This window comes from Type-D symbiont of Plautia stali, assembly GCF_001485335.1.
Lineage (GTDB): Bacteria > Pseudomonadota > Gammaproteobacteria > Enterobacterales > Enterobacteriaceae > Pantoea > Pantoea vagans_C.
Genome location: NZ_BBOC01000065.1, coordinates 1 through 18,598, shown reverse-complemented (window position 1 = coordinate 18,598; position 18,598 = coordinate 1). Strand labels below are relative to the sequence as shown.

17 protein-coding genes and 1 pseudogene are annotated in these 18,598 nt (G+C 54.1%); 6 read left to right on the top strand and 12 right to left on the bottom strand.

Translation table 11 applies throughout. The features are described from left to right. Window positions 1-5 precede the first annotated feature (5 nt). A complete protein-coding gene (locus PSSD_RS18700; RefSeq protein WP_058973251.1) occupies window positions 6-746 on the bottom strand; it encodes an SDR family oxidoreductase in 741 nt (246 codons plus the stop codon). Window positions 747-940: 194 nt separating this feature from the next. On the opposite strand from PSSD_RS18700, the gene PSSD_RS18695 reads away from it, so the two are divergent. Then, window positions 941-1,693, top strand: a complete 753-nt coding sequence (locus PSSD_RS18695) for a FadR/GntR family transcriptional regulator (RefSeq protein ID WP_058973250.1) — start codon at window positions 941-943, stop codon at window positions 1,691-1,693. A 64-nt stretch (window positions 1,694-1,757) separates the two neighbouring features. Here PSSD_RS18695 and PSSD_RS18690 read toward each other — a convergent pair whose 3' ends face one another. The 8 genes from PSSD_RS18690 to proB all read right to left on the bottom strand — a co-directional run bounded on the left by PSSD_RS18690 (window position 1,758) and on the right by proB (window position 9,126). Then, window positions 1,758-3,503 carry a putative phage tail protein gene (locus PSSD_RS18690; protein ID WP_058973249.1) on the bottom strand — a complete coding sequence of 582 codons (1,746 nt, stop codon included), beginning with the start codon at window positions 3,501-3,503 and terminating at the stop codon, window positions 1,758-1,760. 201 nt (window positions 3,504-3,704) lie between these two features. After that, a complete protein-coding gene (locus tag PSSD_RS18685; RefSeq protein ID WP_058973248.1) occupies window positions 3,705-3,998 on the bottom strand; it encodes a hypothetical protein in 294 nt (97 codons plus the stop codon). Further along, entirely contained in the window at window positions 3,995-4,345 is a 351-nt protein-coding gene (locus PSSD_RS18680) for a DUF7940 domain-containing protein (RefSeq protein ID WP_058973247.1), read from the bottom strand. Before PSSD_RS18680 ends, PSSD_RS18685 begins: the two co-directional genes overlap by 4 nt. Then, complete coding sequence (locus tag PSSD_RS18675) at window positions 4,342-4,809, bottom strand: glycoside hydrolase family protein (protein WP_058973246.1); 468 nt, start codon at window positions 4,807-4,809, stop codon at window positions 4,342-4,344. The genes PSSD_RS18680 and PSSD_RS18675 overlap by 4 nt, the downstream gene beginning before the upstream one ends. 172 nt (window positions 4,810-4,981) lie before the next feature. Continuing rightward, window positions 4,982-5,260, bottom strand: coding sequence for a transcriptional antitermination N peptide (locus PSSD_RS18670; RefSeq protein ID WP_058973245.1), 279 nt, complete (start codon window positions 5,258-5,260; stop codon window positions 4,982-4,984). Between the two features lie 413 nt (window positions 5,261-5,673). After that, a complete protein-coding gene (locus tag PSSD_RS18665; RefSeq protein WP_058973244.1) occupies window positions 5,674-6,405 on the bottom strand; it encodes a S24 family peptidase in 732 nt (243 codons plus the stop codon). Between the two features lie 353 nt (window positions 6,406-6,758). Then, window positions 6,759-8,012: a glutamate-5-semialdehyde dehydrogenase gene (gene proA / locus PSSD_RS18660; protein WP_058973243.1), complete on the bottom strand. Its 1,254-nt coding sequence runs from the start codon at window positions 8,010-8,012 to the stop codon at window positions 6,759-6,761. A gap of 10 nt (window positions 8,013-8,022) precedes the next feature. Then, window positions 8,023-9,126 (bottom strand): glutamate 5-kinase, encoded by a 1,104-nt coding sequence (gene proB / locus PSSD_RS18655; protein ID WP_039333147.1) that lies wholly within the window; start codon window positions 9,124-9,126, stop codon window positions 8,023-8,025. A gap of 244 nt (window positions 9,127-9,370) precedes the next feature. Here proB and ompC point away from each other — a divergent pair, with 244 nt between their 5' ends. Continuing rightward, a complete protein-coding gene (ompC, locus tag PSSD_RS18650) occupies window positions 9,371-10,486 on the top strand; it encodes a porin OmpC (protein ID WP_039333149.1) in 1,116 nt (371 codons plus the stop codon). A 111-nt stretch (window positions 10,487-10,597) separates the two neighbouring features. Here the strand turns inward: ompC and crl are convergent, their stop codons facing one another. The 3 genes and pseudogenes from crl to gpt form a co-directional block, all read right to left on the bottom strand. Next, window positions 10,598-10,999 (bottom strand): sigma factor-binding protein Crl, encoded by a 402-nt coding sequence (gene crl, locus PSSD_RS18645; protein ID WP_058973242.1) that lies wholly within the window; start codon window positions 10,997-10,999, stop codon window positions 10,598-10,600. 108 nt (window positions 11,000-11,107) lie between these two features. After that, a pseudogene (frsA, locus tag PSSD_RS18640) lies at window positions 11,108-12,354 on the bottom strand (esterase FrsA). A gap of 121 nt (window positions 12,355-12,475) precedes the next feature. Beyond that, complete coding sequence (gene gpt / locus PSSD_RS18635; RefSeq protein ID WP_007887137.1) at window positions 12,476-12,934, bottom strand: xanthine phosphoribosyltransferase; 459 nt, start codon at window positions 12,932-12,934, stop codon at window positions 12,476-12,478. 254 nt (window positions 12,935-13,188) lie between these two features. On the opposite strand from gpt, the gene pepD reads away from it, so the two are divergent. From pepD to PSSD_RS18615, 4 genes are all read left to right on the top strand, one after another. Beyond that, complete coding sequence (gene pepD / locus PSSD_RS18630; protein WP_058973241.1) at window positions 13,189-14,649, top strand: beta-Ala-His dipeptidase; 1,461 nt, start codon at window positions 13,189-13,191, stop codon at window positions 14,647-14,649. 344 nt (window positions 14,650-14,993) lie between these two features. Beyond that, on the top strand, window positions 14,994-16,499 hold the full coding sequence (locus PSSD_RS18625; RefSeq protein ID WP_058973240.1) for a sugar ABC transporter ATP-binding protein: 1,506 nt from the start codon (window positions 14,994-14,996) through the stop codon (window positions 16,497-16,499). Beyond that, window positions 16,496-17,494 (top strand): ABC transporter permease, encoded by a 999-nt coding sequence (locus PSSD_RS18620; RefSeq protein ID WP_058973239.1) that lies wholly within the window; start codon window positions 16,496-16,498, stop codon window positions 17,492-17,494. The genes PSSD_RS18625 and PSSD_RS18620 overlap by 4 nt, the downstream gene beginning before the upstream one ends. Window positions 17,495-17,529: 35 nt before the next feature. After that, window positions 17,530-18,591, top strand: coding sequence for a sugar ABC transporter substrate-binding protein (locus tag PSSD_RS18615; protein ID WP_058973238.1), 1,062 nt, complete (start codon window positions 17,530-17,532; stop codon window positions 18,589-18,591). Window positions 18,592-18,598: the final 7 nt, after the last annotated feature.

Here is an 18,598-nt window from a genome sequence, read left to right as displayed (position 1 = left end):
CTGTGTTAATTGCTCCAGCCGCCATCAATAACTTGTGCAGTGCCGGTGGTGTAGTTGCTGGCATCCGAGGCCAGATAAGCGGCGAGATACGCGATCTCTTCTGCCGTGCCGATGCGTCCAATTGGCTGACGAGCAACAAAAGCGGCATACACCGCCTCTTCGCTTTTGCCTTCAGACTGTGCCTGTGTCGCGATGCGCTGGCGCAGCGAGGGAGAATCCACCGTGCCGGGACAAATGGCGTTACAACGAATGCCATCAGCAATAAAATCCGCCGCGACTGAGCGTGTCAGGCCGATCACCGCTGCTTTAGTGGCACTGTAAGCAAAGCGATTTGCCACCCCTTTCACGCTGGAAGCCACTGACGACATATTGATAATTGACCCTTTTTTCTGCGCCAGCATGCCAGGCAGAAACGCCTGAATCATGTGAAACATGGCGGTGACGTTAAGATCGAGTGCGAATTGCCACTCCTGCTCAGAGCAAGTCAGCAGATTGCCGCTGTGCACCACACCTGCACAGTTAAACAGCACATCCACCGGACCGATTTCTTGCACTGCTGCGCTGATGGCCGCGCGATCCGTCACATCCAGCCGGTAAGCTGCAACGCCAGGTAGATCCTGGAGAGCGGTGATGTTGATATCGCTGCCTGTTACCGTTGCCCCTTGCTCGGCAAAATAGCGTGCGCTGGCATAACCAATTCCCTGCCCGGCCGCGGTGATTAACACGCGTTTTCCGTGTAAATTCATTGCATCCTCTCTGGTATAAAGATCTAATGGTCAGGCCATTAAAGGCGAAGTTTTTAGCGTTTATGCCTAACAAAAGCGCTGGTCACTTCCTCGCTGGCGTATTACTTTTTATTGACAAACACGTAACATTGACAAGTTTGTTGAGGTTTTTTTGTGCATCGGGTCACTTAATTTATTTCACAGGTAGCAGTAGCATGCCGATAAAAAAAATGGAAAACCCAAGGCTTTACAGACAGATAGCCGACCAGCTTATTAAGCTAATTGATAACAATGAATTTCCGCCTGGCAGCCGCCTGCCCGCTGAACGTGATTTAGCTGAACAATTACAGGTGAGCCGGGCGTCAGTTCGTGAGGCACTGATTGCGCTTGAAGTGATTGGCTTAGTGGATGTGAAAGTCGGTAATGGCGTGATTGTAAAGGCGCGATCGGGTTCGCAGGAGCCGGTGATGATGCAAGCCGGACGCGACCAATGGAACGAACCGGATGATGAGCTAGGCATCAAGCTGGATTTTTCCACAGAACTGCCGCCCTTTTCATTGCTACAGGCGCGGCGGCTGATTGAACCTGAGGCGGCTGCACTGGCTGCACGCCATGCCAGCCAGCAAGAGTTGGAACAAATACGCGAGGCTTATTTGCAGAATTGCAAAGATAACCAGGTGCAATCACGCACCCACCCCGGCGATCGTCTGTTTCATATCCGCATTGCTCAGGCCAGCGGCAACCCCGCTTATGGTTTTATCATCGGCCACCTGTTGGGGCATCGCTATGGCAGCATGTTTAAAATGCTGCAGGCCCATTACACCCCAAGTGATATGCCCCACGTTTCGGAAAATGAGCACCTGACCATTTTGAATGCCCTCGAAAAACGCGATGCTAAAGCAGCACGATCGGCGATGAAGGCGCATATTGACCGCGTTATCGCTACTTTTGAACAGGCGCAGGAGTAGTGGGCGAGCAGGTGATGACAAACAAAAAAGGCGAGGCCGAAGCCTCGCCTGAACGTGTTTGACCTCAATCATAATAGGGAAGTTTACGATCGACACCGTTGATATTAACCAGCACAAAGCCTGTTGGCGTAGCAGCATTGGTGGGTGTACCAGCAGCGGAAGCCAGCGTCAGCACGCCCTTCTCGTTGGCACCAATGCCTGCCAGTCCGTTGTGCATACCGAAGCGCGCAGCGGGTTTATACGGCCCCAGCGTGGTGGTATCGGTGACCACGGACAGGTCCGACTGGAACAGTGAGCAAGAGCCGGTATCAAAGCGCGTCGGGCCGGTGTTTTTCAGGTTCAGCATGGTGTCACCACTGTTGGCTTTCAGCTTGACCCACACCACGGCATAGGTGGTGCCCACACGGTTATAACGGATATCCAGGATCGCGGGCTGCCCCATATGAAAGGCATCCGCCCATACGGTTTCCAGCCGTTGCAGGTTAATCCAGGTTTTCCCGCTACTCGCTACGTTAACTGGCGTCCCGGCGGTTCCTGTCGGCTGGGTGGCATCGGCTTTACCAATAAACTCCATGACCCACTGCTGATTCGCGTTCGGGAAGAACAACTGCCCAAGGCGATACCAGTTATCGGTAGAGGTGTTGTTGGTGATCTTGTAGCCGCTGTAGTAACCCGCGCGCAGCGATCCGGTCAGGAAACTGCCGTAGCTTTCGTCACGACGGTAGCCATACTCGAAGGTCGATAACCATTTCCCGGTGACCAGATCGTTTGACACTTTACCGCCGGACTGCACGTTGATCTGACGCATGGTGACGCGGGCATTGTTAAGGTTGAACGGATTCAGGCAATCCTCCACGTTCAGCGTATCAACGGTCCAGCCACCGTCCGAGAGATCGCCAGGATTGCGCGTATGTTCAATCCACACATTGCGCAGAATTCCCTGCGTACAACGCGGCATATACAGCGTGGCATCGCCATAACCGGTCTGGAAGTTACAGTTGCAGATCTCAATCGCGGTTGAGTGATCCCATGCGCCGTTGGGGGAATTTGACCAGCCGACATCAAATACACGCGCATAGGTGTACATGGTGTAGATCTGATCAAATTTGGTGTCCAGCGTATCCAGCACCTTAATCACCGTACCGCCGTTATTCTGCGCGCGGAAACAGTAGATATTGACCGTGGTGCCTTCGATGCAGGTATTTTCGAAGAAGGGCTGCACATTGCTGCACATTGCTGAAGTAATAGTGCCTTTGTTGGTGGTGATATCGGCCGACGCCTGGCCGTTCCAGGCGATGCCGCGAATCGAGGTGCGACGCGCCTTTACCTTAAACACCGGGCTGGTACTCTTATCGGAAATGATGGTGGTACGCGGCAGCGACCCCAGTTCCACATCATCACCTTGCAGGCCAAAGAACGCGCTGTCCGTGCCGCTGATATCGATCGGACTGATCAAAAATTTACCGCCAGGGAAACGAATCGGCAGGTCAACAATATTGGTGCTGTAAGTCTTGGTCCATGCCAGCATACGATTGACCGCATCAGTATCATTGACATAGCCATCCCCTTTCGCGCCAAAGTGGTAGACGTTGATATCAGAGGGATTGTTAATCACTCGCTTCCAATAGAACCCGTTACCCACCGCCAGCGTACCGCCATCATCCGTGGCGGTGGTGGTGCCAATAAAACCGGTGAAATCGCCGCCCCCACGAAAGGTGGAATCCGCGTTATAGCGACGCAGAAAAGCCAGATCGCCGTTTTTGGTGGGCGTGGTGGTACGCAATTCAGCATAAGAGTTAACTTCGATCATCATAGCCTCCTCGGCCTTTTCAGGTTTGCAATACAACAGCGGAATCAGCCTCAGTGCGCCTGTTGGCCGCAGTGCTGATCCCAGAGATCGTTGTGATTGTTGATGGCACGAACGGTCCGCACGTCCATGCGTTGGGCGTCATTGCCGTGGGTATAAATCGGGGAAAACAGGGTACAAGCGGAGTCGATAACGACGGGGGATTCAGGGTTGGTTGTATTTCGAGTGCTGCAGCTTGTCACGAGCAGCAGCGTCATCAAGATTAAGGTTGCTGGTTTCCACACGTTTGGCCTCCTCGCGCAGCTGTTGCTGCTGCTGACTGACCGCCACCGCCTGAGCGGCGGTTTTTTCCGCACTTTCGGTTGCGGCTTTGGATTGCTGCTGCACCTTGCCAATCTTCTTGCCACCGAAGTAACTGGCAGCCAGTGCCGCAATGACGCCCGTCAGCGCAGCAAGCCAGTGCCAGCTGCCCCCGAGCATTGCCGTAAGAAAAGTCATGGTTTCTCCTCCAGGGTTTTGCGCTGCTCAATCAGGTTCTTCTGCCGGACAAACTGCGCCAGCACCCCCATTGCCACCATGAAGGCGCCAATCAATCCCAGATAGTTGTGGGGCAAAATATCTTTGATGTCCTGCGGCAGCGCGTTCCAGGCATCCAGAGCGGAAGAGGGAAAAGATTGCGCCCACGCGCTGAGCATCGAGCCTAACGATGCCAGCCACACGGACCAGGTTTTGAACAACAACCGCGCATGTTTCACAAACTCCAGCGTGGTGAAGCGCTGAAGCAGCAGCAGCACGATCACCGCCGTCAGTACGGCGATGACAAACACCATCCATTTCACATTCATAACAGCCCCCGATAGATGTCATAGGTGCCGCTGCGCATCATTTCAGCATGACGACGGGCGCGCCCCGGCGTTTGTCGTGCCCACAGGCTGTCGAGCATGGCGTTGGCGGCACCGTTGAAATCACCTTGCGTTATCGAGGTCAGCATGCCGCGAAACAGTGCCAGTCCATCGACGCCCATTTGGTACGCCATGCTGATCAGCACATCACAGCGCGCATCACTGCATTTGCTGATCGCCTGCTGTACCAGCACCCGCTGGTTCATCTCTTGCACCTTGTTTTCGACGATGCACTGTTTCCATACATCGCCCACCCGTCGCGGTACCTGGAAGATATAGTTGCTGAGTGACGCGCCTTTCGGCCCGATACGGATACCGCCGGCTACGGTGGGAAATCCTTGGGTATCGAGATAAGGCGCCTCACGATAGCCCTCTTCAAAATTCAAAATGGCAATAATCTGGCTCATAGCGTTTCCTCTTTGACGGGTGCAACTGTCTGAAAATCACTGCGCAAAAAATCCAAAAACATAAAGTTTGCTGATCGGTTAGCCACTACAGCGCAACGCTAACCCGGCGTGACGCTCAAGCAAGGCTAAAGAGTGAGCAACACCAAAGTGTTCCGCTTAAAACTGGGAAGGGTTAACGCACGGCATAAAGATGAACGTGGGGCAAACAGCAGTTATCGAAGCTGGCGCTCTCGGGTTGAGTGCGGGTGGGGGCCATCACGGCATTGTCAGCACGTGAGTGCGTCTGGCGCTGACAGATACGTTCGGCACTGCGCAAGGTGACGTTATCAGGTTCAAAACCTAAAGCGCTGTCGATACTGCGTTTGAGACGGCTGAGGGACTGGCGGCGTCGGTGACGGCGAGTGCGCGCGTTCCCGGTGAAGACTGACTTGCCATACTGGATAATCGCCATAACTCCTCCTGTGAATGAGTCTTTGGCGATGGGGTGACTGGCACGGCATGTCGGCATCGGCCGATGCGTCCGTTGAACCGCTGCAAGCACTCACCATCAGCCAGCCCGGCTGCATTCGCGGCCAGGTATAAGCAGAGGAGAGTGAAGTCAGAGGAGAACTGACGACGCTACAAAGTGCGTATCCACCCCATCCCAAAATCCACTGACTTTGGGTGGTCGGTATCGCGCTTGTGCAGCGCCTCAATTGTTTAAGAGCGGGCTCATCCGGGAGCAGTGATCTCGTCTTTCCATGGTCAAATTATTAACATGTTCTAATGCATTGGCAAATACCAACAGTTAATTTTTTATTTACCATCAGTTAAATTTATGATTTCAGCCAGAATATTTTTTTGGCTGATTTCGCGCTAATGGCTCTAACCTAAAATCTGGTAATCACGCGCCTGGCTCATGATGACACGCGCAATCACTTGCAGTGTTGCCGCTTCATCCAGCGTGAGATACCAGGTTTCATAACGCTTGTTATCTGAGATCACCGCCACCTTTTTGTGCTGCAGCTGCAGTCGTTTGAGATAGAGTTGATTGTCCAGTGTGAACAGGTAAATGCCATCACCATCAAAGCGCTGCACGCTGATATCGACAAACAGCTGGTCGCGTGGCGCGAAGGTTCCCGCCATCGAATCATTGTTCAGGGCGATCAGCCGGATGTACTCCGCAGCCCGACCGTTAAACAGCACGCGCGCTTCATCCAGACCATACTCAATCGCTTGAATGGTTTCGACCAGTTCATCACGCGCAGCGATGCCTTGGGCGCTACGCTGCCCAATATCCAGACTCTCAACACGAAATATCGGTTTTGTATCCCGTCTCGCGGGCGGGTCAATCAACGCGGAGGGTTTCTCCATGCCAAATTGCAACCACTCTACGCGCACGCCCAGCAGCTGGCTAAGTGCCAGCAAATTACTGTCATCTGGAATCGATTGGGCGTTAAACCATTTCCAGACCCCCGGTGTTGAGATCCTGCATCCCCTTTGCTGCAGTGCTTGCGCAACCTGTTTGTTTCGTCCATGTCCGACAATTCCCGCGCTGTCACACGCGGCAATCAGCCTGGCAGTAAAAGCTTGTCTCGTACTCTCTTTTTTAACCATCAGTTAATAATCTGCCATCAGTAAAAGACTGAATGTTATTTTCGTTTTTGCTACCAGTTCATTTTATATTACCGCTGGTTTACTACCCAATCGCTTTTATCAATGAAGCTGGATGATCATTATCCCCTTCGGCTCGATGGAAACCAGTAATGAATGCCCGACAGCTTGTTCTGACAGGGGTTTTCAGGAATGTTCTGTGGCGCTAAGACCAGCGCCTACAGGAAAAAATGGGCGAAAAGACGCTGACGCGCCATAAATGACAGAATTAAATCAAAAAGCTCTGGAAATAACTGGATCGAAAGCCAAAAAAAAGGCACCCATCAAGGGTGCCCATTGTGATGCAGGAGCGAAAATTAGCCGCGCAACGTATCGTCGCCCCAGCCAATCCACTTATAGGTTGTCAGCGCTTCCAGCCCCATCGGACCGCGCGCATGCAGTTTTTGGGTGCTGACCGCCACTTCCGCGCCCAGGCCAAACTGACCGCCGTCGGTGAAACGGGTGCTGGCGTTAACGTAGACCGCAGAGGAATCGACCTGGTTAACGAAGCGGTTAGCATTGCCAATGCTGCGCGTCAGGATGCCGTCAGAGTGCTGTGTACCGTGCTCGCGAATATGCGCCACTGCCTCGTCAAGATCGGCGACTAGCTTGACGTTGAGATCGTTGGATAACCACTCATCGTCGTAATCCTCCGCTTTCACGGCAACCACGCTGGCAGGACCGCTCTGCAGCAGCGCCAATACGTTCTCATCACCGTGCAGCGGAATGTTTTCCTGCGCCATACGTTGCAGGAACGCAGGAATAAAACGCTCGGCTTGATCACGGTGGATCAGTAGCGTCTCCAGCGAGTTACAGGCACTTGGGCGCTGTTTCTTGGCGTTAACGATCACGTCCAGCGCCGGTTCTGTCTCCATGGTTTCATCGAGATAGAGATGGCACACGCCAATACCGCCGGTGATCACCGGGATGGTCGAGTTTTCACGGCACAGCTTGTGCAGGCCCGCGCCACCACGTGGGATCAGCATATCGACGTAACGATCGAGCTTAAGCAGTTGATTGACCAGCTCACGATCCGGGTTCTCAATTGCCTGCACGGCGCCAGCCGGTAAACCATGCTGAGTCAATGCGTTTTGGATCACACGCACCGTAGCTGCGTTAGTGCGGTAAGTCTCTTTGCCGCCGCGCAGAATCGCTGCGTTGCCGGTTTTCAGGCACAGGGAAGCCACATCAACAGTAACATTAGGACGCGCTTCGTAAATCACGCCAATCACGCCCAGCGGCACACGGCGGCGTTCAATACGTAGACCGCTGTCCAGCATGCCGCCATCGATCAACTGGCCAACCGGATCGGCAAGACGGCACACCTTGCGCACGTCATCCGCGATGCCTTTCAAACGCTGAGGATTCAGCGTCAGGCGATCCAGCAAGGCGGCACTCATGCCGTTTTGGCGTGCATCGGCCAGGTCCTGCTCGTTCGCCGCCAGAATGTCAGCGCTTTCCGCTTCCAGACGATCGGCAATGGTCAGCAGCACCTGATTTTTTTGTTCGGTAGAGAGTTCCGCCAGTTTGTACGACGCTGCACGCGCCGCTTTACCCATTTCTTCTAACATCATCCGCTCCTTAACTGACGATCATGTCGTCGCGGTGTACCGCAACCGGGCCGTATTCGTAACCCAGAATATCGCCAATTTCCTGGCTATGATGACCTGCAATCATGCGCATCGCATCGCTGTTGTAGCGGGTGACGCCGTGTGCAATATCGCGGCCCTGCAAGCTACGAATGCGGATCACTTCACCACGAGAGAAGTTACCCTGCACTTCACGGATGCCTTTCGGCAGCAGCGAACTGCCACGCTCCAGCACCGCTGCCAGCGCGCCATCATCAATGGTGATTTCACCGGCTGGCGGTGCACCGAAGATCCAGCGCTTGCGGTTTTCCAGCGGCGACTGCTGCGCGTGAAAACGGGTGCCCACCGGCTTGCCGTACAGCACATCGCTGATTACATCCGGGCGGCTGCCTGCGGCGATGATCACGTCAATACCCGCGCGACAGGCAACATCGGCGGCCTGCAATTTCGTGGCCATGCCACCGGTGCCCAGACCCGAAACGCTGCCTCCAGCGAGCGTACGCAGCGCGTCATCAATCTGATGCACATCGCTGATCAGCTCGGCTTCCGGATTGGTGCGAGGATCGGCGGTGAACAAGCCCTGCTGATCGGTCAGCAGCAGCAGTTTATCTGCGCCACCGAGCATCGCCGCCAGTGCGGACAGGTTGTCGTTATCGCCCACTTTGATTTCAGCGGTGGCAACGGCATCGTTCTCGTTGATCACCGGAACAATATGGTTGTCGAGCAGCGCACGCAGCATGTCACGCGCGTAAAGGAAGCGTTCACGGTCTTCCATATCGGCGCGCGTCAGCAGCATCTGCCCGATATGAATGCCGTAAATGGAGAACAGCTGTTCCCACAGTTGAATCAAACGGCTCTGCCCCACCGCAGCCAGCAGCTGCTTTGAGGCGATGGTAGGCGGCAGTTCGGGGTAACCCAGGTGTTCGCGTCCAGCGGCAATCGCGCCAGAGGTGACGATAACGATACGATGACCCGCCGCGTGCAGTTGCGCACACTGACGAACCAGCTCCACCATGTGCGCCCGATTCAGCCGACGTGAACCGCCGGTGAGGACGCTGGTACCCAACTTGACCACTAGGGTCTGACTGCCACTCATATTTTCCTGCCATGTAAGAAAAAATTCTGCGAAGGGACGTTTTATCAGGAGTCAGCGAGGAAGCCAACAGCAGCAAGGGGAAAAGCACAAAAATCCCCTGACAATGCAGTAGACCAAAAGTTCGCAATTAACAAGAAATCAGAAAAACTGTCATAAAACTTTCATCGCCAAACGGTAAAACGTCCCGTGTTTTACAAACCCTTTCAAGGGTACAACAAATTTTACTCATTGGGATTGATAGCAAATGAAGAAGAGCACACTGGCATTAGTCGTTTCTGCGTTGGCACTGACCTCCGCTGCACACGCCGCAGAAGTTTATAACAAAGACGGTAACAAACTGGACTTCTACGGCCGCGTTAAAGCTGAGCACTACTTCAGCGATGCGGATTCCAACAACGGTGACAAATCTTACGTTCGTATCGGCTTCAAAGGTCAGACTCAGATCAACGATCTGATGACCGGCTACGGCCAGTGGGAATATCAGTACAACGTCAACAACTCTGAAGGTTCTGACGCGAACGCAGGCAACAAAACCCGTCTGGGCTTTGCGGGTCTGAAATTCGGTCAGTACGGTTCATTCGACTATGGTCGTAACTACGGCGTGCTGTACGACGTAGAAGCATGGACTGACGTATTCCCAGAGTTTGGTGGTGACGGTACTGCGCGTTCTGATAACTTCATGACGCAGCGTACTACCGGTGTGGCGACTTACCGCAACAGCAACTTCTTTGGTCTGGTTGATGGCCTGCGCTTCGCGCTGCAATACCAGGGCAAAAACGATGACAAAACCGCTAACGCCCGTGGTACTGCCACTGACGGTACTCGCCAGAACGGCGACGGTTACGGCGCATCTCTGGGTTACACCATCGGTGATACCGGTGTGAGCCTGATGACGGCAATTACCTCTTCTAACACCACTCTGGCGCAGAAAAACCGCGTTTATGGCGGCGGTGATAAAGCGGATTCATGGGGTGCAGGTCTGAAGTATGACGCCAACAGCGTTTACCTGGCCGCTATCTACACTGAAACCCGCAACATGACCCCGTTCAGCGGAACCTATCAGGGTGCTTCAATTTCTGGTGCAGCTAACAAAGCACAGAACATTGAATTGGTTGCACAGTATCAGTTCGACTTCGGCCTGCGTCCGTCTATCGGCTACGTGCAGACCAAAGGCAAAGATATGGAAAACGGTATCGGCGACGCGGATCTGGTTAAATACATCGACGTTGGCGCGACTTACTACTTCAACAAAAACATGTCTACCTTCGTTGATTACAAAATCAACCAGCTGGACGACAACAACAAACTGGGTCTGAACAACGACGATATCGTTGCTGTTGGTCTGACTTACCAGTTCTAAGTTGTTAGCGTTACCCTCAATGTGTCTATAAAAAAAGAGCCGGCTCATCACCGGCTCTTTTTTATGAGTGGTCGCCATAAATGGCGACACTACAAGAATAGATGCCGTCAATCAGGCACTCAACTTCACGGGCTCTTCTTTAAATCCGGCCGCGGGCTTGAGATCCAGCTTTTGATCATTTAACACAGCTTTCAGGCGCTCATGGAAATTACGCAAGGTACTTTCCACTTTCTCGTTGTTCTCTTTGCCCTTAATCGCCGCCACGCTCCAGTCTCCGTCTTTATCAAACAGACCAAAGTGATATTCGTACGTGAAGTGATCTTCTTGCGCCTCCAGATTCATCCACCAGCCCCAGAATTCCCGACTTTCTGGTGCAGGCTTCACGTTGACACAGGCTGCCAGACAATCAAAAAAGAAGCGGGTCTCTTCACATTTTCCTTCACGGATATACGGCCCCAATTCGGTGAAGCGCTTAAGCAGGCGACTACGGGGGTGACCACTCGGTAACGTCATGCTAATTCTCCCTCAAATAACCGTAAATTGGCTCTCGTTGCCCTCATTTCGCGCGCAACGCAAACTTTCCCGGATATAAGTTGTAGCAGAGAACGCGCTTTTTGCCAGTCAGACACCCAATTGTTTTGCCAGCCAGTCACAAATTTGATTCAGCGCCTTCTCGAAACTGGAGAACACCGGCTTGGTCGGGATCGCCAACACCTTGCCCTGCGCGGAGGAGTTAGCAATCAACTGAGCCTCTTCCTCAGGGCTAAACAGATCATCTGGCCAGTAGGCAGCCAGCATCGGCGTAGGCGTACGGCGCCCTAACAGCCCCTGCACTTTCAGCGAATAGCGATTGAGCTCAATGCGCAAATTGCTGTCAGAAGCGGAGGACATACCCAGACGACTGGCCAGCATATCCATGTACATATCCGGCAACTGCTGCTGACGCTGTGTATCGACAAACACGTTATGCACCATCGCGCCGAGCGTTGCCACTGCGCGCAGACGCGGTACTTCCAGATAGGCGAGTCGCGTGGCCACATTGGCTCCAAACGATAACCAAACAGCGCGACACGGGTGTGATCGATCCACGGGACGTTACTCAGCTCTCGCAGCACATGTTGATGCACCTGACTGGTGTCCTGATTCAGCGTCCATTTACTGCTGAACCCAACCGAAGGCATATCCAGTGTCAGCATGGCAATACCGCGCGGGGCGAGGTAGTCATGGAACAGGCGATAATGGTCGCTTTGCAGTGAATCCAGGCCACCACACAGCAGCACGGTAGGATACGGCGCTTCGGCCTGGGCCGGCATATGCAGGAACCCCGTCACCGGACTGCCGCCAGCAATCTGAAAGGTGAGCGCTTTAAGCTCGCCTGGCAAACGTTTTGTGGCTTCTTCGTAGGCTCTGTTCGCCAGCACCTGCGCCTGGTCTGCCAGTTCATCGCCCTTTATATAAGGATAAGCGGCGATGCTGTAGAGGTTTGAGGCGTGAAGCCACTGCTGGCCTGCTTCGTCGTGATTTTCATTCTGCATGGCAAGCTGTTGCCACAAGGCGGCCTGCTTCGACCATTCGTAATTCCAGTTGCCGCTGCGATAGCCAATCACCGTGTCCAACTGTGTATCATCCGTGTGTTCAAGATCGCAGATGGCAATACGAGCCAGCACTTCACTGATCTCTTGTGGAGTCAGGCCACGCCACGTCCACAACAGTTTGTTGAGCATACGATACCAGCAGCGCTGAGTATCGCCTTCAAGGGCACTGTGCACCTGCATCGTGTGATGATGCTGGCGATGCACCAGTGAGGAGGTTTCAGGGTGTTTAAAGCGGGGCTTAAAAAGCTCTTCGCTGAGGTTTTTATCCGACATCTTAGCCATTCTCCCGCGATAGTCGCATCAATGCCTAAGAGTGTACTGCACCCGCAAGATGGGTGCGAGGCGTAGAAAGCACAACGCCCGGCATAACCGGGCGTTGTTTGCGATGCATCAATTAGCTTTTGACGATTGGCGGAATGTACACCACGCCCATGTCCCAAGGCTGCTCGATCCAGGTGTTCTGGGGAATATCGACAATATAGTCGTCCACCAGTGCACGACCCGCAGGTTTCGCGAAAATGGTACAGAAACGCGCTTTTGGATACATATCGCGGATGGCTTGTGCAGTACCGCCGGTATCGACCAAATCATCGATCACGATGAAGCCTTCACCATCGCCTTCCGCACGCTTCAGCACTTTCATTTCGCGCTGATGATCGTGGTCATAGCTTGAGATGCACACGGTATCGACGTAGCGAATACCCAGTTCACGTGCCAGCAGCGATGCCGGAACCAGACCACCACGGCTCACCGCGATGATACCTTTCCACTGTTCCACAGGAAGCAGGCGCTGGGCCAGTTTACGGGCATGGATCTGCAACATGTCCCAGGTGACGACGTATTTTTCGCTCATAAAAGAAATCCCGACCAACAATGTTGGTTTAAAAATAGGCAAGGGGGAAAAGGTTGCGCGAGATTATAAGGATCTGACGCGTTAAAAACCAGCATCTGTCGCATTGGATGCAGGATTTTAGCGCAGGCAAGTACGCACCCGGTGAAAAACAGTGATATTCTCAGCCACATCACGTCAGATGTGCTGACGGCGATCTTTCACTGGAACCCCGCGTGCGAGCGGTATGTCCGCCACGCTGACACAGGAGACGCGTTGTGTCTGAATTGTCGCAACTTTCCCCCCAACCGCTGTGGGATATTTTCGCTAAAATTTGCTCCATCCCGCATCCTTCTTACCATGAAGAAGCGCTGGCTGAACACGTTGTTAGCTGGGCAAAAGAGCAAGGCTTTTGGGTTGAGCGCGATCAGGTCGGCAATATCCTGATTCGTAAACCCGCCACCGCCGGTATGGAAAAGCGTACCCCGGTCGCGCTGCAGGCTCACCTTGATATGGTGCCGCAGAAAAACAACGATACGGTGCACGACTTCACCAAAGATCCGATTCAACCTTATGTTGATGGCGAGTGGGTGAAAGCGCGCGGCACCACCTTGGGTGCCGACAACGGTATTGGTATGGCTTCGGCGCTGGCGGTACTGGCTGATAGCAGCCTGACGCACGGTCCACTGGAAGTGCTGCTGACCATGACCGAAGAGTCCGGCATGGACGGGGCTTTTGGTCTCCAGCCAAACTGGTTGCAGGCAGATATCCTGATCAACACCGATTCGGAAGAAGAGGGTGAGATCTACATGGGTTGTGCCGGGGGTATCGATTTCATCACTACCCTGCCACTGAGCCGTGAGGTCGTTCCGGCGGGCTTTGAAACCCTGAAATTAACCCTGAAGGGTTTGAAAGGCGGACATTCCGGCGCAGACATTCATCACGGTCTGGGCAATGCCAACAAACTGTTAGCGCGCTTCTTTGCGGTTCATGCGCAAGAACTGGACGTGCGTCTGATTGAATTCACCGGCGGTACGCTGCGCAATGCTATTCCGCGTGAAGCCTTCGCGACCCTGGCGATCGACAGCCACAAAGTGGATGCGCTGAAATCGGCTGCGGCCCATTTCCAGGCCACGCTGCTGAATGAGCTGGGTATTAAAGAGAAGAACATTGCACTCGTTACCGAGCCATTAGCGCATCAGGGCCAGGCACTGACCACTGACAGCCGCGATCGCTTCATTAACCTGCTGAACAGCACCCCGAACGGCGTGATTCGCAACTCTGACGTGGCTAAAGGTGTGGTGGAAACCTCACTGAACGTTGGTGTAGTGACCATGGATCAGAACAACGCCGAAATCATTTGCCTGATTCGTTCACTGATCGATACCGGCAAAGACTGGGTGGTTGAAACCCTGACCTCGTTGGGCCAGTTGGCTGGCGCGAAAACCGCACCGAAAGGCGGCTATCCGGGCTGGCAGCCTGATGCCGATTCGCCAGTGATGGCGCTGACGCGTAAAACCTACGAAGCGCTGTTTGGCAAAACGCCAAACATTCAGGTGATTCACGCCGGTCTGGAGTGTGGTCTGTTCAAGAAGCCTTATCCAAACATGGATATGGTATCGATTGGGCCGACCATCACCGGGCCGCACTCGCCTGATGAGCAAGTGCACATTGAGAGCGTGGGTCTGTACTGGAAACTGCTGACCGCGCTGCTGAATGTGGTGCCAGAAAAGGCGTAAGTTTGCGCTTTCGGGCGGCCTGAAGGCCGCCGCGACGATTCAGAACCAGGCTAAGGCCTGGTTTTTTATGCTGATAGCCAGGGACTCCCCTACAAATTGCAGCAAACTATCTGTAGCGGTGGCATACGGGCCGTCCGGAGATCACAGCATATTCCTCTACAAATTACCTTTACAACCACCCTATTTCACCACCTCTTACCTTATCGTCAGTTTTAGACGCCGTTATGTCCAGATGTCTGGATGGCTAATAAGATTTCGTGCTAGCTTATGCGCTTTCGTTTGTTGCCCCGCGTTATGGCTTCAGAAAAAATGCGACCCACTACCTCTATTAAAGGCCTGACTCAATGAGTGCGATTAACCGCCTGGAGATGCGTAATATCTCCATCGCGTTTGGCGGATTTGCCGCGTTGACCCAGGTCGATTTTCTTACTGAAGGCGGCTCGGTGCATGCGCTAACCGGCGCCAACGGTGCAGGTAAATCCACGCTGATGGCAGTGCTGGCTGGTGCGCACAATCATTACACTGGCGAGATTTTGCTTGATGACGCGCCGGTTTCAATTCGCTCGCCGCGTGATGCCAAAAAGCTCGGCATTCACCTCGTACAGCAGGAAGTGGATGTGGCGCTGGTGCCACAGCTCAGCGTGGCGGAAAACATCCTGCTCGATCAGTTGGCAGAACCGGGCCACGCTTACAGCTGGCGGGAGATTCGCCGCCAGGCGCGTGCGCTACTTGAACAGCTTGAAGTCAATATCGACGTTAACCGTTTGGTTGAGCGCTGCTCACTGGCGGAGAAGCAGCAAATCTTGCTGGCGCGCGCCCTCTCCCACCACTGCCGCTTCCTTATTCTGGATGAACCCACCGCGCCGCTGGATCAGCATGAGAGCGAGCGCCTGTTTAAAGTGGTGCGCCGCCTGCAAAACAACGGCATTGGCGTGGTGTTTATTTCCCACCGCATCCACGAGCTGAAAGCGATTTGCGATCGTTTAACCGTGTTGCGTGATGGCCGACTGATTGAAAGCAGCCCAATGGCAGCGCTCAGCGGTGAACAGATCGTCGAGAAAATGCTGGGACATCAACTCACCGATGTTTACCCACCGCGCCGGGAACGCAGCCAGCAACCTGTGCTGCTGTCGGTGGAAGGTTTGCATGATGATCAGCTGCTGGCCGATATCTCACTGCATCTGCGCAAAGGAGAAATTCTTGGTATTGCCGGCCTGGCGGGTGCAGGAAAAACCGAACTCTGCAAAGCGCTGTTTGGTGCCAGCAAAAGCCGGGTAGAGAAAGGCGAGCTGCACGGCAAACCGTGGCGGCCACGCTCACCACATGACTCCGTGGAAAACCGCATGGCGCTGGTGCCAGAAGAGCGCCGCAAAGAGGGCATCTTTATTGACGAGCCGGTGGCGATGAACCTGAGCGTGACCGCCGATAACAGTTTTTCACGCTGGAGCCTGTTCGGCCATCGCAAGGCATGGCGTTGGGCCGAAGAGGTGATTCAGCGCCTCAATGTGCGCACCACCGGCCCCGCGCAGACGCTGCGTCGCCTGTCAGGCGGTAACCAGCAGAAAGTGGCGATCGGCAAATGGTTGCGCAATAACGCTGATGTGCTGATTTTTGATGAGCCAACCAAAGGCGTGGATATCAAAGCCAAAACCGACCTGTTCACCCTGATTGACGGCTTAGCGCGCGAAGGCAAAGGCATCATTTATGCTTCGGGCGAGTTTTCCGAACTGGTTGGGCTGTGTGACCGTATTTGTGTGCTCTGGGATGGGCGCATTGTGGCAGAGATGGAGGGCAGTCAGGCCACAGAAGAGACGCTATTGCTTTATTCTACCGGAGGAACCCCTGCGTGAGCAGCAAAGAACTATCCCTGAACCCGCAGCTTTCTCTGCGTCATAAATTATTCGATTTTCTCTACAAGTGGGGCATGTTGCTCACGGTGGTGCTGCTGATCGCCGGCTTTGGCCTGGCGTCAGACAGCTTCCTTGAGCCCACCAACATCATCAACATTCTGCGTTCGATTGCCATCGTCACGGTGATCGCGATTGGCGTCTCGATTTCGCTGACCATTGGCGGCTTCGACTTGTCTGTTGGATCCACGGCGTCACTGGCGAATGCGCTGGTGATTTCCCTGTTTGTCTGGCACGGCTTTGGCACCACGGAAGCCATCATCATCACACTGCTGTTGTGTACCCTGGTGGGGCTGTTCAACAGCTTCCTGATCGTGATTCTGCGCATTCCCGACATGCTGGCCACACTGGCCACGCTGTTTGTGATTCAAGGCGTGGCGATGACCTACAGCTTTGGTGGCTCGATTACCGAAAATATGGTGATGCCGAGCGGTGACATGGCTGAAGGCACTATCCCAGCGGCATTTGGTTTGCTCGGTCAGGTGCCGACCATCGTGATCATCATGCTGGTGGTGACGCTGGTTGCGCAGTTGGCGCTGTCGCTGACCAAACACGGACGCCGCATGTACGCACTGGGCGGCAATCCAGAAGCGGCACGCCTGTCTGGGATTCGCACCACACGCTATCGCGTGCTGGCCTATGTGATTTCGTCTTTGCTGGCGAGTGTGGGCGGCATTTTGCTGGCATCACGTATTGGTTCCTCACAGGTAAATGCAGGTAGCGGCTACCTGATGGATGCCGTTGCCGCGGCATGGATCGGCTTCTCGCTGGCCGGTTCCGGCAAACCTAACGCGCTGGGTACCTTGGTCGGCGCGGTGATCCTCGGCGTGTTGCAAAACGGGCTGGTTATGCTGTCCGTGCCTTACTACGCCATGGACATTATCAAAGGGCTGGTGCTGGCTCTGGCCCTGGCCATTACCTACATTCAGCGCCGCTAAGGCGCGTTTACTGAGAAAGAGATCATAATGAAAAAATCACCCTTTCGCTGCTGGCGGTAAGCCTGCTGAACGCCAGCGTCGCCTTTGCTGACACCGTTGCACCTGTGCCTGCCGTGATTGCCAATCATGAAGGCCCGGTGCGCATCGCTATCATCCGTAACCTGGGTTCTGACGATAACACCACGCAGTTTGTGGCCGGAGCCATTCAGCAAGGTCGCCAGTTGGGCTTTAAAGTCAGCACCTTCCTGAGCAACGGTGATGACGCGCGTTTCCAGGATTTCGTTGCCCAGGCGATCAGCCAGAAATATGACGGCATCATTCTGTCGCACGGTAAAGAGCCCTACTCAACCGCGTTGGTGAAACGCATCGTCGATGCCGGTATTAAACTGTCAGTGTTTGATACTCCGGTTGATACGCCAGTAAACGGCGTCACCGTGACGGCGCAAGATGATGCTTCACTGGCTCAGGCGTCTCTGGGTCAGTTGATCAGTGATTTTCATGGCAAAGCCAACATCATCAAGCTGTGGGTTGCGGGCTTCCCGCCGCAAGAACGCCGCCAGGTGGTGTATGAGAAACTGCTGAAAGAGAATCCAGGCATTCATCAGCTGGAATCCATTGGCGCTGTTTCTACCGATGTGCAGGGTGATACCGCCAACAAGGTTGGCGCAATTCTGGCGAAATACCCGGAAGGCAAGATCGATGCGATTTGGGCATCCTGGGATGCTTTCAGTCAGGGCGCGTATAAAGCGCTGCAGGAGAATGGTCGTACGGAGATCAAGATCTACAGTATCGACGTGTCTAACCAGGACCTGCAGTTGATGCACGAGAAGAACAGCCCGTGGGTGCAGACAGTGGCTGTCGATCCGAAAACCATCGGCGCTGTGAATATGCGTTTGGTCGCGAATAAGATTGCGGGCGAGGCCACACCGGCCAGCTACGAATTCAAAGCCTCTTCCATTTCGCAGCAGCTGCTGAGCAGCCAGCAAGGTGCGGTCAACGTGGCATCGTTGAACAAGATTATTCCAGGCTGGGGTGAGAACAACGATTTCGTCGCGCCATGGTTTGCCACGCTGGAAGCGAAATACGGTAAGAAATAGCGGCCTT

Bases quoted from the DNA above. Each gene is read 5' to 3' on its own strand.
- PSSD_RS18690 (WP_058973249.1), bottom strand. From the start codon at position 3,503: ATGATCGAAGTTAACTCTTATGCTGAATTGCGTACCACCACGCCCACC.
- gpt (WP_007887137.1), bottom strand. From the start codon at position 12,934: ATGAGCGAAAAATACGTCGTCACCTGGGACATGTTGCAGATCCATGCC.
- crl (WP_058973242.1), bottom strand. From the start codon at position 10,999: ATGACGTTACCGAGTGGTCACCCCCGTAGTCGCCTGCTTAAGCGCTTC.
- ompC (WP_039333149.1), top strand. From the start codon at position 9,371: ATGAAGAAGAGCACACTGGCATTAGTCGTTTCTGCGTTGGCACTGACC.
- PSSD_RS18685 (WP_058973248.1), bottom strand. From the start codon at position 3,998: ATGACTTTTCTTACGGCAATGCTCGGGGGCAGCTGGCACTGGCTTGCT.
- PSSD_RS18680 (WP_058973247.1), bottom strand. From the start codon at position 4,345: ATGAATGTGAAATGGATGGTGTTTGTCATCGCCGTACTGACGGCGGTG.
- PSSD_RS18670 (WP_058973245.1), bottom strand. From the start codon at position 5,260: ATGGCGATTATCCAGTATGGCAAGTCAGTCTTCACCGGGAACGCGCGC.
- proA (WP_058973243.1), bottom strand. From the start codon at position 8,012: ATGTTAGAAGAAATGGGTAAAGCGGCGCGTGCAGCGTCGTACAAACTG.
- PSSD_RS18700 (WP_058973251.1), bottom strand. From the start codon at position 746: ATGAATTTACACGGAAAACGCGTGTTAATCACCGCGGCCGGGCAGGGA.
- PSSD_RS18675 (WP_058973246.1), bottom strand. From the start codon at position 4,809: ATGAGCCAGATTATTGCCATTTTGAATTTTGAAGAGGGCTATCGTGAG.
- PSSD_RS18695 (WP_058973250.1), top strand. From the start codon at position 941: ATGCCGATAAAAAAAATGGAAAACCCAAGGCTTTACAGACAGATAGCC.
- proB (WP_039333147.1), bottom strand. From the start codon at position 9,126: ATGAGTGGCAGTCAGACCCTAGTGGTCAAGTTGGGTACCAGCGTCCTC.
- PSSD_RS18665 (WP_058973244.1), bottom strand. From the start codon at position 6,405: ATGGTTAAAAAAGAGAGTACGAGACAAGCTTTTACTGCCAGGCTGATT.
- PSSD_RS18625 (WP_058973240.1), top strand. From the start codon at position 14,994: ATGAGTGCGATTAACCGCCTGGAGATGCGTAATATCTCCATCGCGTTT.